15 protein-coding genes are annotated in these 12,747 nt (G+C 65.4%); 13 read left to right on the top strand and 2 right to left on the bottom strand.

What is annotated here, in order from left to right; translation table 11 throughout:
* A partial coding sequence (gene galE, locus MJ956_RS08640) for a UDP-glucose 4-epimerase GalE (protein ID WP_253964075.1) occupies window positions 1–698 on the bottom strand: 698 nt, incomplete at its 3' end.
* Between the two features lie 304 nt (window positions 699–1,002).
* On the opposite strand from galE, the gene MJ956_RS08645 reads away from it, so the two are divergent.
* The 8 genes from MJ956_RS08645 (at window position 1,003) to MJ956_RS08680 (ending at window position 7,546) form a co-directional block, all read left to right on the top strand.
* Window positions 1,003–1,671 carry a 50S ribosomal protein L21 gene (locus MJ956_RS08645; RefSeq protein WP_253964076.1) on the top strand — a complete coding sequence of 223 codons (669 nt, stop codon included), beginning with the start codon at window positions 1,003–1,005 and terminating at the stop codon, window positions 1,669–1,671.
* A gap of 62 nt (window positions 1,672–1,733) precedes the next feature.
* Complete coding sequence (gene rpmA, locus MJ956_RS08650; RefSeq protein ID WP_206453290.1) at window positions 1,734–2,003, top strand: 50S ribosomal protein L27; 270 nt, start codon at window positions 1,734–1,736, stop codon at window positions 2,001–2,003.
* Window positions 2,004–2,134: 131 nt separating this feature from the next.
* Window positions 2,135–2,701, top strand: coding sequence for a GNAT family N-acetyltransferase (locus MJ956_RS08655; protein WP_253964077.1), 567 nt, complete (start codon window positions 2,135–2,137; stop codon window positions 2,699–2,701).
* 71 nt (window positions 2,702–2,772) lie between these two features.
* Entirely contained in the window at window positions 2,773–3,291 is a 519-nt protein-coding gene (locus tag MJ956_RS08660) for a DUF3833 family protein (protein WP_253964078.1), read from the top strand.
* Window positions 3,292–3,385: 94 nt separating this feature from the next.
* The gene (gene obgE, locus MJ956_RS08665; protein WP_253964079.1) at window positions 3,386–4,441 is read left to right on the top strand and encodes a GTPase ObgE; all 1,056 of its coding nucleotides are present in this window, start codon (window positions 3,386–3,388) and stop codon (window positions 4,439–4,441) included.
* Window positions 4,438–5,592, top strand: coding sequence for a glutamate 5-kinase (gene proB / locus MJ956_RS08670; RefSeq protein WP_253964080.1), 1,155 nt, complete (start codon window positions 4,438–4,440; stop codon window positions 5,590–5,592). The genes obgE and proB overlap by 4 nt, the downstream gene beginning before the upstream one ends.
* 26 nt (window positions 5,593–5,618) lie before the next feature.
* Entirely contained in the window at window positions 5,619–6,905 is a 1,287-nt protein-coding gene (locus MJ956_RS08675) for a glutamate-5-semialdehyde dehydrogenase (protein ID WP_253964081.1), read from the top strand.
* A gap of 56 nt (window positions 6,906–6,961) precedes the next feature.
* The gene (locus MJ956_RS08680) at window positions 6,962–7,546 is read left to right on the top strand and encodes a nicotinate-nucleotide adenylyltransferase (RefSeq protein ID WP_253964114.1); all 585 of its coding nucleotides are present in this window, start codon (window positions 6,962–6,964) and stop codon (window positions 7,544–7,546) included.
* Window positions 7,547–7,681: 135 nt separating this feature from the next.
* On the opposite strand, the gene MJ956_RS08685 is transcribed toward MJ956_RS08680, so the two are convergent.
* Window positions 7,682–8,404 carry a FadR/GntR family transcriptional regulator gene (locus MJ956_RS08685; protein WP_253964082.1) on the bottom strand — a complete coding sequence of 241 codons (723 nt, stop codon included), beginning with the start codon at window positions 8,402–8,404 and terminating at the stop codon, window positions 7,682–7,684.
* A gap of 162 nt (window positions 8,405–8,566) precedes the next feature.
* Here MJ956_RS08685 and MJ956_RS08690 point away from each other — a divergent pair, with 162 nt between their 5' ends.
* Genes MJ956_RS08690 through MJ956_RS08710 form a run of 5 tightly spaced genes read left to right on the top strand, consistent with a single transcriptional unit; the run spans window position 8,567 to window position 12,708 of the window.
* Window positions 8,567–9,556 carry an ABC transporter substrate-binding protein gene (locus tag MJ956_RS08690; protein WP_253964083.1) on the top strand — a complete coding sequence of 330 codons (990 nt, stop codon included), beginning with the start codon at window positions 8,567–8,569 and terminating at the stop codon, window positions 9,554–9,556.
* Window positions 9,549–10,427 carry an ABC transporter permease gene (locus MJ956_RS08695; RefSeq protein WP_253964084.1) on the top strand — a complete coding sequence of 293 codons (879 nt, stop codon included), beginning with the start codon at window positions 9,549–9,551 and terminating at the stop codon, window positions 10,425–10,427. Before MJ956_RS08690 ends, MJ956_RS08695 begins: the two co-directional genes overlap by 8 nt.
* Window positions 10,424–11,227 (top strand): ABC transporter ATP-binding protein, encoded by an 804-nt coding sequence (locus MJ956_RS08700; protein ID WP_253964085.1) that lies wholly within the window; start codon window positions 10,424–10,426, stop codon window positions 11,225–11,227. Before MJ956_RS08695 ends, MJ956_RS08700 begins: the two co-directional genes overlap by 4 nt.
* 8 nt (window positions 11,228–11,235) lie before the next feature.
* Entirely contained in the window at window positions 11,236–11,991 is a 756-nt protein-coding gene (locus MJ956_RS08705) for an ABC transporter permease (protein WP_253964086.1), read from the top strand.
* 33 nt (window positions 11,992–12,024) lie between these two features.
* Complete coding sequence (locus MJ956_RS08710) at window positions 12,025–12,708, top strand: fumarylacetoacetate hydrolase family protein (protein ID WP_253964087.1); 684 nt, start codon at window positions 12,025–12,027, stop codon at window positions 12,706–12,708.
* Window positions 12,709–12,747 lie beyond the last annotated feature (39 nt).

A 12,747-nucleotide genomic window follows, 5' to 3' on the forward strand; every position in this document is an offset into this window, starting at 1 on the left:
TGGGCTTTGACGAGGTCGGTGACATGGATGTAGTCGCGCACGCAGGTGCCGTCGGCGGTCGGATAATCGGTGCCGTAGACTTCCAGGAAGCCGCGTTTGCCGAGCGCTGTTTCGGACGCGACCTTGATCAGATGCGTCGCGCCCCTGGTCGATTCGCCGGTGCGTCCCAGCGGGTCGGCACCCGCCACGTTGAAATAGCGCAGCGCGGTATAGCGAAAATCATGCGCGAACGCCGTGTCGCGCAGCATGATTTCGGTCATCAGCTTGGACGCGCCATAGGGCGATTCCGGCAGCGTCGCGGCCGCTTCGGTGACGGGGATGGTGGCGGGTGACCCGTAGACGGCCGCGGTCGAGGAAAAGATGAAATGCTTGACGCCGCCGCGGACCGCCGCCGCGATCAGGGCGCGCGACTTGACCGTGTTGTTCTCGTAATAGCCAAGGGGATCGGCGACGGATTCCGGGACGATGATCGAGCCGGCGAAATGGATGATGGCGTCGATGTTATATGTCGCGATGGTGCGATCGAGGAGATCGGCATCGCCGACATCGCCGACGACCAGCGTTGCCTCGGGCGGCACCGCCCAGTCGAAGCCGGTGGACAACCGATCGAGAACGACGACCGTCTCGCCGTGATCCAGGAGTTCCCAGGCCATGTGGCTGCCGATATAGCCGGCGCCGCCGGTGACGAGTATCGTCATGATCGGGTCCTGTCCTCATGTTTCCCGCGCGGCGCGATTACCCGCGACATTGTCGCATGTCATGGGTTTATGGATTCATGACCACTACTGTCGCCCCCATATCGGGCGCTACGAACCCAAGCAACCGATCGGGGTCGGCCCGCAAAGTTGACTTGACCTTAAGGACCCGGCCCGCTAGTGACGGACATCAAATTGGGGCGTGGCTTGACCGCGCCCGTTTGTTTTCGCCCATTTCGCAACCGACTGACAAGAAGATGGCCCGGGCCTTTACGGCGCGAGAGCCGATCGAACGAACGGAGATAAAATGTTCGCAGTCATCAAGACCGGTGGCAAGCAGTACCGCGTTGTCCCCGAAGACCAGTTCACCATCGAGCGTCTGCCTGGCGAGGCCGGCGATCTCGTGACCTTCAAGGAAGTGCTGATGGTCGGCTCGACCGTCGGCGCGCCGTTCGTCGCGGGCGCCTCCGTGACCGCCGAGATCATCGGCCAGACGCGCGGCAAGAAGGTCATCTCCTTCAAGAAGCGCCGTCGGCAGAACTCCAAGCGTTCGCGCGGCCATCGCCAGGATCTGACGCTGATCCGCGTCGCCGAGATCCTGACCGACGGCAAGGCCCCGTCGAAGACGTCGGCCGCCAGAACGAAGCCTGCCAAGACCGCAAAGCCGGTCGAGGCGACCGACGAAGCCGCGAAGCCTGCGAAGGTTGCCGAAAAGGCTGCGGAGCCGAAGCAGGCGGCAGCATCCGCGCCGGCGAGCCTGTTCACCGCGCCGAAGGGCGATGCCGACAAGCTGACCACGATCAAGGGCATCGGTCCGGTCGCCGAGAAGCAGCTCAACGAGCAGGGCATCACCACCTTTGCCCAGATCGCCAAGCTGAGCGACAAGGACGTTGCGCGGATCGACGAGCATATGCCGTTCAGCGCCGCCCAGATCGAGGACTGGCGCGAGCAGGCCAAAGAGCTGGCGACGAAATAAGACCCGGGGCGGATTTTTACCGCGAACCCGATCCGGTAGCCTGACAGGCAAGGAGACAGACGATGGCACATAAGAAAGCAGGCGGCTCGTCGCGCAACGGTCGCGATTCCGAATCCAAGCGCCTCGGCGTGAAGAAGTTCGGCGGCGAAGCCGTAATTCCAGGCAACATTCTCATCCGGCAGCGCGGCACGCGCTGGCATCCGGGTGCGAATGTCGGCATCGGCAAGGATCACACGCTCTTCGCCAAGGCCGAAGGTAACGTCGCGTTCCAGCACAAGGCGAACGGGCGCACCTACGTAGCCGTACTGCCGAAAGCAGAAGCCGCCGAGTGACCGGAGCTTCAGAGCGCCGGCGTTCCAACGACCCGGCCCTCTGATCCCTCCGAGACGCATCGGACTTCAGAGCGACAAAAGGGGAGATGGACCGCCATCTCCCCTTTTCGCGTCTCGGGAAGGACGATGCGATGACCGAGGAATTGCCCGCCGAACGGGATGACGTCTCGATTGAGTCAGGACGGCTCCGGCTGCGCCCCCTGGCGATGAAGGACGCGGAGCCGCTGGCCAGGCTCGCCAACGATCACCACCTCGCGGCGATGCTTGCGCGCATCCCGCATCCGTACCGTGTCGCCGACGCGCGCGCGTTTATCGCCGACCACGGGGCGGAAATCGTCTTCGCCCTGTGCCTGAAGAAAGATGACCGGCTTGTCGGCTGTTGCGGCTTGAAGCCCTCGGGCAGGCAAGGGCACGCCGAACTCGGCTATTGGGTCGGCCGGACCTATTGGGGGCGCGGCATCGCGACCGAAGGCGCCCAGGCGGTCATCGATTATGGCTTTTCCCATCTGCGGCTCGATGCGATCGACGTGAGTTGCCGTGTCGTCAACGAGGCGTCGCGGCGGGTGATCCGCAAATGCGGCTTTCACTTCTGTGGCAGCGGCATGATCGAGTCGGTGTCCGCGGGCCGGGTCGCGAGCGAACATTTCGTGATGGATCGCAGCTGCTGGGCGTCGCTCAAGGCCTGGGGTCGGCAATGACCGGAAGACAGGGCCGGCGTTGGCTTTGGCCGACGATTGCCGCAGGTGGCGCCGTTATATTGCTTGCGGGTGTGACGTGGTTCGCCGCGCCGTCGCGGCTTCCACGACCCGATCCCAACGGCCTGTCGTTGCCGGATTTCTTCGAGGGAACGTCGGTCTCGAAGGGCACGGTGACGACAGCCTGGGTTTTCACCGAGGCTTTTACCGCCGAATTCGAGGGCAGGCAGACGGGCGACCGGTTCCAGCTCGACGAACGCTTCACCTTCCACGATGGCGAACGCCTGCAACGCTGGGATCTGGTGCGGACCGGGCCGGGTCTTTACGGCGGTACCGTCGCGACGGAGCTGAAGACGGGGAAGCTTGGGCCGCCGATGCCGGTGGTCGGCGTTCAGACGAAGAACGGCGCCGTTCTCGACTATGACGGCCATGCGCCCGGCGGCGGGAGCACGCTTCTGCATTTTCGCCACGAAATGACCGGCCGTCCCGACGGGACGATCGCAAACCACGTCATCGTCTCGAAATTTGCGATTCCACTCGCCACCTCGGATGTGACCTTCGCCAAGAGCCGGGCTGAGCTCGCGCCGTACTGAACCGGAAACACAGGGTCGTTTCCAACGGCCGCCCGGCCCGCTATGACAGGCGAGCCGGACTTGCCGCAGATCAAGAAGACGAAAGACAACCGCTATGAAGTTTCTCGACCAGGCCAAGGTCTATATCCGCTCCGGTGATGGCGGTGCCGGCTCGGTTTCGTTCCGCCGCGAGAAATTCATCGAATTCGGCGGTCCGGACGGGGGCGACGGGGGCAGGGGCGGCGATATCTTCATCGAGGCGGTGGCTGGCCTGAACACCCTGATCGACTATCGCTACCAGCAGCATTTCAAGGCCAAGACCGGCGGGCATGGCATGGGCCGCAACCGCACCGGTGCCAAGAGCCCCGACGTGACGCTGAAGGTGCCGGCCGGAACCCAGGTCTTTGCCGAAGACAACGAGACGCTGCTTTGCGATCTCACCCATGTCGGCGAGCGCCATCGGCTGGCCGCGGGCGGCAATGGCGGTTTCGGCAACGCGCATTTCAAGACCTCGGTGAACCAGGCGCCGCGCCGCGCCAATCCCGGTCTGGAGGGCGAGGAGCTGACGATCTGGCTGCGGCTGAAGCTGATCGCCGACGCCGGTCTGGTCGGGCTTCCCAACGCCGGCAAGTCGACGTTTCTCGCATCCGTCACGCGGGCGCGACCGAAGATCGCCGATTATCCGTTCACGACGCTGCATCCCGGCCTCGGAGTTGCGAAGATCGACGACGCCGAATTCGTCATCGCCGATATTCCCGGCCTGATCGAGGGCGCGCACGAGGGCGTCGGCATCGGCGACCGCTTCCTCGGCCATGTCGAGCGCACCAGCGTCCTGTTGCATCTTGTCTCCGCCAGCGAGGACGATGTCGCCGGCGCCTATCGCACCGTGCGGCGCGAGTTGGAGGCCTATGAGCACGGGCTGGCGGAAAAGCCCGAGATCGTGGCGCTGTCCAAGGTCGACACCCTGACCGACGAGGCGCGGGCGGAAAAGCTCGCCGAACTGGAGGCCGTGGTCGGAAGGCCGCCGCTGGCGCTCTCGGCGGTCAGCCGCGAGGGCATGACCGAGGCGCTGCGCGAAATGAAGAGCCGCATCGCCAGTCTCGCCCCGGCCGCCGACGCGGAGGAGCCCGATCGTTTCGCCGAGGCGCGGGCCGCCAGGGAGGAGCGATGACGAACCTGCTCGAGGGCTACGCCCGCATCGTCGTCAAGATCGGCTCCTCGCTTCTCGTCGATCGTGAAAGCGGACTGAAGCGCGCCTGGCTGGAATCGCTCGGCGAAGATATCGCTCGTCTCAGCGGCGACGGGCGGCAGATACTCGTCGTCTCGTCGGGCGCGATCGCGCTCGGCCGCAAGCTCCTGAAAATGCCCGCCGGCCCGCTGCGGCTGGAGGAAAGCCAGGCGGCCGCGGCCGTCGGGCAGATCGCCCTGTCACGAACCTATTCGGAGATTCTCGGCCGCCACGGCATCGAGACCGGGCAGATCCTCTTGACCCTCGGCGACACAGAGGAGCGGCGGCGCTATCTCAACGCCCGCGCGACGATCTCGACCTTGCTCGGTTTCGGCGCGCTGCCGGTGATCAACGAGAACGACACCGTCGCCACCTCGGAAATCCGCTATGGCGACAATGATCGGCTGGCGGCTCGCGTCGCGACGATGATGGGCGCCGATCTGCTGATTCTCCTCTCCGACGTCGATGGTCTTTATACCGCGCCGCCCGCCCTCGATCCGGCGGCGCGGCATATCCGGCTGGTCGAGAGGATTACACCGGACATCGAGGCGATGGCGGGCGCGGCCGGGTCGGAGCTGTCGCGCGGCGGCATGAAGACCAAGATCGATGCCGGCAAGATCGCCACCGGCTCGGGCGCCGCGATGATCATCACGGCGGGCGACCGGCTGTTTCCGCTGAGCGCCATCGAGCGCGGCGAACCCGCGACGCTGTTTCGCGCCGCCGGCAATCCGGTAACGGCGCGCAAGCGCTGGATCGCCGGGCATCTCGGCTCCGCTGGCGGGCTCGTCGTGGATGCTGGTGCGGTCAAGGCGCTGTGCGCCGGCAAGAGCCTGCTGCCGGCAGGAATCGTTTCCGTCGACGGCGAATTCCGGCGCGGCGACACGATCGCGGTTTCCGGGCTCGATGGCCGCAGGATCGCGCGCGGCCTCGTCGCCTACGATTGTGATGACGCGCGGCGGATTGCCGGATTGCGCTCGGCGGAGGTGGCGACGGTGCTCGGCTATGAGGGCCGCACGGCGATGATCCATCGCGACGATCTGGTGATGGAGGCGGCGGCGGTGGATCCGGCCGACGAATCCCTTCCCATCGCGTGAGCAGGACGAAGAGCGAAGAGGTAAACATGCTCGACAGGAGTGCAACGGAGGCGGGCTCGATCGAGGCGTTGATGGCCGCGATCGGCCAGCGCGCGCGCCGTGCCGCGCGGAGCCTCGCCACGGCGCCGACGGAAGCGAAGAACGCCGCGCTGGAGGCGATGGCGGATTCGATCCTGCAGGCGCGGGACACGATCCTGAGCGAAAACCGCGCCGATATCGAGCGGGCGAAGGAAAGCGGCATGGCCGCGTCGTTCATCGACCGGCTGACGCTGGACGAGGCGCGTCTCGGCGCGATCGCCGACGGTATTCGCGCGGTCGCCGCGCTGCCGGACCCCGTCGGTGCGACCATCGCCGCCTGGGAAAGGCCGAACGGTCTAAGAATCGAGCGGGTGCGGACCCCGCTCGGCGTCGTCGGCGTCATCTATGAGAGCCGGCCGAACGTCACCGCCGACGCTGGCGCCCTGTGCCTGAAATCCGGCAACGCGGTGATCCTGCGTGGTGGCTCCGACTCGGCCCGGTCGTCGGCCGCGATCCACGCGGCGCTGGTGGCTGGCCTGGTTCATGCCGGCCTGCCGGAGGACGCGATCCAGATCGTGCCCTCGACCGACCGCGCCGCCGTCGGAGAAATGCTGAAAGGTCTCGGCGGTGCCATCGACGTGATCGTGCCGCGCGGCGGCCGCTCGCTCGTCGCCCGCGTCCAGGACGAGGCGCGGGTGCCGGTCTTCGCGCATCTGGAAGGTCTGTGCCACGTCTATGTCGACGGCGCGGCCGATCTGGAGATGGCAATCGATGTCGTCGTCAATTCCAAGATGCGGCGCACCGGCATTTGCGGCGCGGCCGAAACGCTGCTGGTGGACCGGGCGGCGGCGAACACCCATCTGTTGCCGATCCTCGAGGCGCTGCGCACGGCGGGCTGCGAAATCCGGGCCACCGACGAGGTCCGCCAGCGCTACCCCACCGCCGAGCCGGCGGGCGAGGAGGATTTCGACACAGAATATCTCGACGCGATCATATCGGTTGCCCTGGTTGACGGTGTGGACGGGGCCATCGCCCATATCGAACGGCACTCGTCCCACCACACCGAGGCGGTCGTCACCGCAAATGAGGCTGTAGCGGCGGCGTTTTTCGCCGGAGTCGATTCGGCTATTCTCCTGCACAACGCCTCGACCCAGTTCGCCGATGGCGGCGAATTCGGCATGGGCGCGGAGATCGGCATCGCCACCGGCAAGATGCATGCGCGCGGCCCGGTCGGTGTCGAGCAGCTGACCAGCTTCAACTACCGTGTCCGCGGGACCGGCCAGACTCGCCCGTGAGGCAGACCCAAGCGCGTGCCGACTGGCCCCGTGGTGTCGACCCGGCGGCGCTCGCCATGCCACACACCGAGGCGGGCATGGTCGTCGGGCTGTTCGGCGGCTCGTTCAATCCGCCGCACCAGGGCCATCGTCTGGTCGCCGAGATCGCCCTTCGACGCCTGCGACTCGACCGCATCTGGTGGATGGTCACGCCCGGCAATCCGCTCAAGGACAATGGCCATCTGCGCCCGCTCGGCGAGAGGCTGGCGGCGGTCGAGGCACTCGCCGGCGGGCCTCGGGTCGATGTCACCGCCTTCGAAGCGGCGCATCGCATCCGCTACACCGCCGAGACGCTGGCGCTCTTGCGCCAGAAACGACCCGGCGTCCGCTTCGTCTGGATCATGGGTGCCGACAGCCTCGCCTCGTTCCATCGCTGGCAGGACTGGCGGCGGATCGTCGCGACGTTTCCGATCGCGGTGGTCGACCGCCCGGGATCGACGCTATCGGTCCTGTCGGCGCCGATGGCGCAGGCCTTCGCCTATGCCCGGCTGGCCGAACGGAAGGCGGCAGCGCTGCCGTTCAGAAAACCGCCGGCCTGGGTGTTTCTGCACGGCCCGCGTTCGCCGGTGTCGTCGACGGTCCTCAGAAGCGGGGGCGGCTAGGCGCGGTTAGCGAAGGTTATCCGATGGACCCGCCGACATTCGCCTGCGAGATTCTCCGCGCGGGCTGATAAACCAATCAAGCATTGGTTATGGCCGCGCGGCACGATAGCCGGCGGTGTTCGCCACGTGACCCGGTTATTCCGCCGCGGATTGATGGCGGGCGATCAGATCCGTCTGGACGTGCTGAAGATGCAGACGCATGCCGGCGGCCGCGGCCACGAGATTGCGCTCCTCGATCGCGTCGACGATGGCCTCGTGCTCGGCAAAACTGTGGTGATCGGCCGGCGGCTGCGGAAGATCGGTCCGCAGGCGGCCCCATACCACCGTGCGCCGCACGAGGTTGATCGTATCGAAGATGGCGAGAAGCAGGGCGTTCTTGCCGGCTTCCGCGATCGTGCGATGCAGCCGGTTGTCCCAGTTTTCGTACTGCCGCCAGGTGGCTGCCTCGCGGGCGCTGGAAACGCAGAGCCGCAGCGCCCGAATGTCGTCGGCGGTGGCGTGCAGTGCGGCCTCGCGCGCCAGTTCCGGCTCGATGACCAGGCGCGCCCGCATTACCTCCGCCGGGCTGGTCTGATCGGCGATTGCCGCAATTGAGGCGAGTTCCGCCACCGGCCGCGCGCCGACGAATGTGCCCTTGCCGACATGGCGCCAGAGCTCGCCATGTTCCTCCAGCACCGCCAAAGCCTTGCGCAGATCGCCCCGCGACACCCCGACCAGCTCGGCGAGTTCGCGTTCCGGCGGCAGCCGCGCGTTGAGCGCGAATTCCTTCTGCGCAAGGTAGGCGCGCAGCTGCACCAGCGCGCTCTGGCCGCCGTTTCGATCGGTTGCTGGCGGGGGGAAGACACCCGGCTCAGACATTATTAATTCGTCCGGCTTGCGAATTCGGTCAGATGATTCCGTCTTGATCATTCCAACCTTATGCCTTAACCAATCAGGTATTGGCAAGGGAGAATGGCCCCGTCAGCGGCCGGTGCGGCACGTATGAGGCAGCAACCGAAACAAGCCAATTGGGAGGACATCATGAGAATTTGGACGAAGATAACCGGAACGCTCGCCGCAGGGGCAATCGCCGCGACGATCGGCCTCGGCGTGCCCGCCGCAACCGCGCAGGAAAAGGTCCGCGTGGCACTTGGCGACGTCGTGTCGGTGGAAACGCTGGCCTTTCTCGTCGCGCTCGACCGCGCCAAGGAAAAGGGTCTCGACTACGAGCTGACCTCCTTCGCCGAGGAGGAGCTGGCGATCCAGGCGCTGGTCAGCGGCCAGGCCGACATCGGCGTGGGCACGCCCTACACGATCATCCAGAAGGCCAAGGTGCCGCTGCGCGCCATCTTCCAGATGTCGCGGCTGGTGTTCTTCCCGGTCGCGTCGAATGAATACAAGAGCTGGCAGGATCTCGACGGCGAACCCTTCACCTTCCATGCACGCGGCACCGGGACCGAGGCGATCGGCAACATCATCGCCGAGCGGGAAGGCATCGAATTCGGTCAGCGCAACTATGTTCCGGGATCGGAAAACCGCATCATCGCGATGATGAACGGCACGATCAACGCCACCATCGTCGATCTCGCCAACAAGAACATCCTGATGGCGAAGGCCGGCGACAAGTTCCAGGTCCTGCCGGGTCTCGACGCCAAGCCGAGCGACGAATTGGTCTTCGCCTCGCAGCAATGGCTTTCCGAGCACCCCGAGCAGGCGGATCTGCTTGTCGAGGAGCTGCTGCGGCTCTGGAAGGAGATGAACGAGGATCCCTCGATCATCGAGACCGAGCGGGCCAAGCGTGATCTGCTTTCCGATCAGCCGAAGGAACTCCTCGACGAGGTCACGCCATTCTACACCGAGGGCGTCGAAAACGATCTGTTCGATCCGAAGGGCGGCATGGATACCGCCAAGGCTGATTTCGAATTCTACACCAAGGCCGGCCAGCTAGACGGCCCGGCCGACAGTCTGAAGGTGGAGGATTTCTGGGACCTCGGCCCGCTCCAGCGCGCGGAAGAGAAGCTCGGTGGCTGAGCATCGCCCCTTGGAGGTGGAGCCAGCCGGGCTCCGCCTCTCCCGGTTCCTGCCCCATGGGATGGGCGGGCAGCCGGCCGCCCTTCGCGACAAGCAGCCCAACGCTGCGGCGTCGTTTCTCGCTCATCCGCTGACCCTGCGGGTCCTCTCGGTAACCGTGTTCTGCGTCGCCTGGCAATGGGCCGGCCTGGTGCCGATCAGCCCGGCTTTTCCGACCTTCACCGAAACGATGGCCGCACTCTGGGAGATGCTGGCCGACGGCTCGCTGATCACGGCCTTTTCGATCACATTGCAGCCGCTGGTCCTCGGCCTGATCATTTCCGCCATCTTCGGCGTGGCGATCGGTGTCGCCATGGGCCTCAATTCCAAGGCCGAATGGGTCGCCTCGCCGATCTTCATCGTCGCGCAGGCCGCGCCGCTCGCCGCGCTCATTCCGCTGATCGTGTTTTCGTACGGCATCGGGCTGACGTCGAAGACCATCGTCGTCTGCATCATGGCGATGCCGGTGATCGTGCTGAATTCCTATGCCGCCGTCCGCCACACACCAGCATCGCTGGTCGAGATGGGCCGCTCGTTTCTCGCCCCGCGCTGGAAGGTGATCACGCGGATCATCCTGCCGGCCGCCAGCCCCGTGATCTTCGCCGGGCTTCGGCTCGGCGCCGCCTCGGGCTTCATCGGCGCCATCCTCGCTGAATTGCTGATCACGCCGACCGGAGTCGGCGACCTGATCACCTACAACCGTTCCATCGCGAACTATCCCGGCATGTATGCCGCGATCCTGTCCATCATCGTGTTTTCCGTGCTGTTCATCGAACTGATCGAGCGCGTCGAGGTCACGATCTTTCGACCCGAAAAGCGAGCCATTTCGTGAACGCCATCGCTCCCCTTGCCTTCGCCGCTCCGTCGAAGGTCACCGATTCCGTCGTTGCTGTCCGGAACGTCAGCAAGCTTTATCCGGGCGGTGTCCAGGCGCTGGAAGACGTCAGCGTCGACTTTCCCCGCGGCCAGCTCACCTCGCTGCTCGGCCCGTCCGGCTGCGGCAAGACCACGCTCTTGAAGATCATCGCTGGCCTGTTGCCGGCGACCTCGGGCGACGTTCTGGTCAATGGCAAGCCTGTCGCCGGTCCCGGCCCCGAGCGCGCCTTCGTGTTCCAGGATTTCGCGCTGATGCCCTGGGCCACGGTACTGCGCAATGTCGCCTTCGGGCTGGAACTGCGCGGCACGCCGAAGACCGAGCGGGAGGAGATCTCCCGCAAATACATCACCCAGGTGGGACTTTCCGGCTTCGAGGAGCGCTTCCCGCACGAGCTGTCCGGCGGCATGCGCCAGCGCGTCGGCCTGGCGCGGGCCTTGTCGGTCAATGCCGACGTCCTGATGATGGACGAACCGTTTTCGGCCGTCGACGAACAGAACCGCCGCAAGTTCCAGGAGGATTTGCTGACGCTCGTCGCCAACGAGAAGAAGACCTTCATCTTCGTCACCCATTCGATCGAGGAGGCGGTCTACGTCTCCGATCGCATTGTGCTGCTGTCGCCGCGCCCCGGCCGGATCGCCGAGATCATCGAGCCGGACATCAACCGCGACGGCGACGCGGACGCGATCCGCCGGCATCCGGTCTATCTCGACACGGTCGACGCCATTTGGCAGTCGCTCAAGACCTATCTGGACTGAGGCGCGACATGGTCATCTTCGGACATCGCATTCCCATGGTCGGCTCGCTGATCCTCTGGGCGATCCTGTGGGAAATCGTCGGCCGGCTGGAAATCACCATCCTGCTGCCGCCGCTGTCGGCCGTTCTCGTCACGCTCGTCGAGATTGTGCCCACCCGCAGCTTCATGTCGGCGCTCGGCGTCACCGCCTATGCCTTCGTCATCGGCAATGTGATCGCGATCGGGGTCGGTGTGCCGCTGGGCATTCTGATGGGCCGCTCGATCATCGCCGACCGGATCTTCCTACCCTGGGTCAACCTCTTCCTGTCAGCGCCGCTGACCGCGCTGGTTCCGGTGATCATGGTGCTGTTCGGGCTCGGCCAGACGACGATCATCCTCACCGTCGTCCTGTTCGCGATCTGGATCATCGTCCTCGATTCCCGCGCCGGCGTGCGCTCGATCTCGCCCTCGCTGGTCGAGATGGCCCACAGCTTCGGCGCCAATCGCTGGCAGGCCTTCCGGGGCATCTATGTCTGGGCGGCCTTGCCTGAGATTCTCGCCGGCATCCGCCTTGGCGTCATCCGCGCGGTGAAGGGCGTCATCATCGGCCAGATCCTGGTCTCGATCGTCGGCTTCGGCGCGCTGTTCAAGCTCTACGGTTCGCGCTTCCTGATGGAGCATTTCTGGGCCGCGCTTCTGGTCCTGTTCGCGCTCGCCTTCATCCTGGCCGAAAGCCTCGCCTGGCTGGAACGGCGCGTCGAATTCTATGCCGCCAGCCGCGGCTGATTTCTAACCGTCATCAATCAAGGAAAATCGCTCATGTCCCCCGTCTTCACGCCCGCCGCGATGCCGGCACTACCGGTCCGCGGCTCTACCGAGACGTTCCCGGTCCGGCGGGTCTATTGCGTCGGCCGCAACTATGCCGACCATGCGATCGAGATGGGGCATGACCCCAACAAGGAAGAACCGTTCTTCTTCCAGAAGAACCCGGACAATCTGACGACAAGCGGCACGTTTCCCTATCCCGGCAAGAGCAACGACGTGCATCACGAGATCGAGCTCGTCGTCTGTCTCGGCAAGGGCGGCGAGGACATTTCGGTGGAGGACGCGCTGTCCTGCGTTTATGGCTACGCCGTTGGTCTCGACATGACCCGGCGCGACCTGCAGGGCGTGGCCAAAAAGCTCGGCCGCCCGTGGGAAGTCGGCAAGGCGTTCGAGGAATCCGCGCCGGTTTCCGAGGTCGTTCCGGCATCGGAAATCGGTCATCCGGATTCGGGCGCGATCTGGCTCAAGATCAATGGCGAAACACGCCAGAACGGCGACCTCAACCAGATGATCTGGAAAGTGGCGGAGTCGATCTCCTACCTGTCCGGCCTGTTCCGGCTGGCGCCTGGCGACGTCATCATGACCGGCACGCCGGCCGGCGTCGGCGCGGTACAGCGCGGCGATGTGCTCGAAGGCCATATCGACGGGATCGGCGATCTCAAGGTGACGGTGGCCTGAACTCTAAGGGGAAAGCGAGGCGAGGGGAATCGCGTCGCT

Source organism: Aurantimonas marianensis (assembly GCF_024195285.1).
Lineage (GTDB): Bacteria > Pseudomonadota > Alphaproteobacteria > Rhizobiales > Rhizobiaceae > Aurantimonas > Aurantimonas marianensis.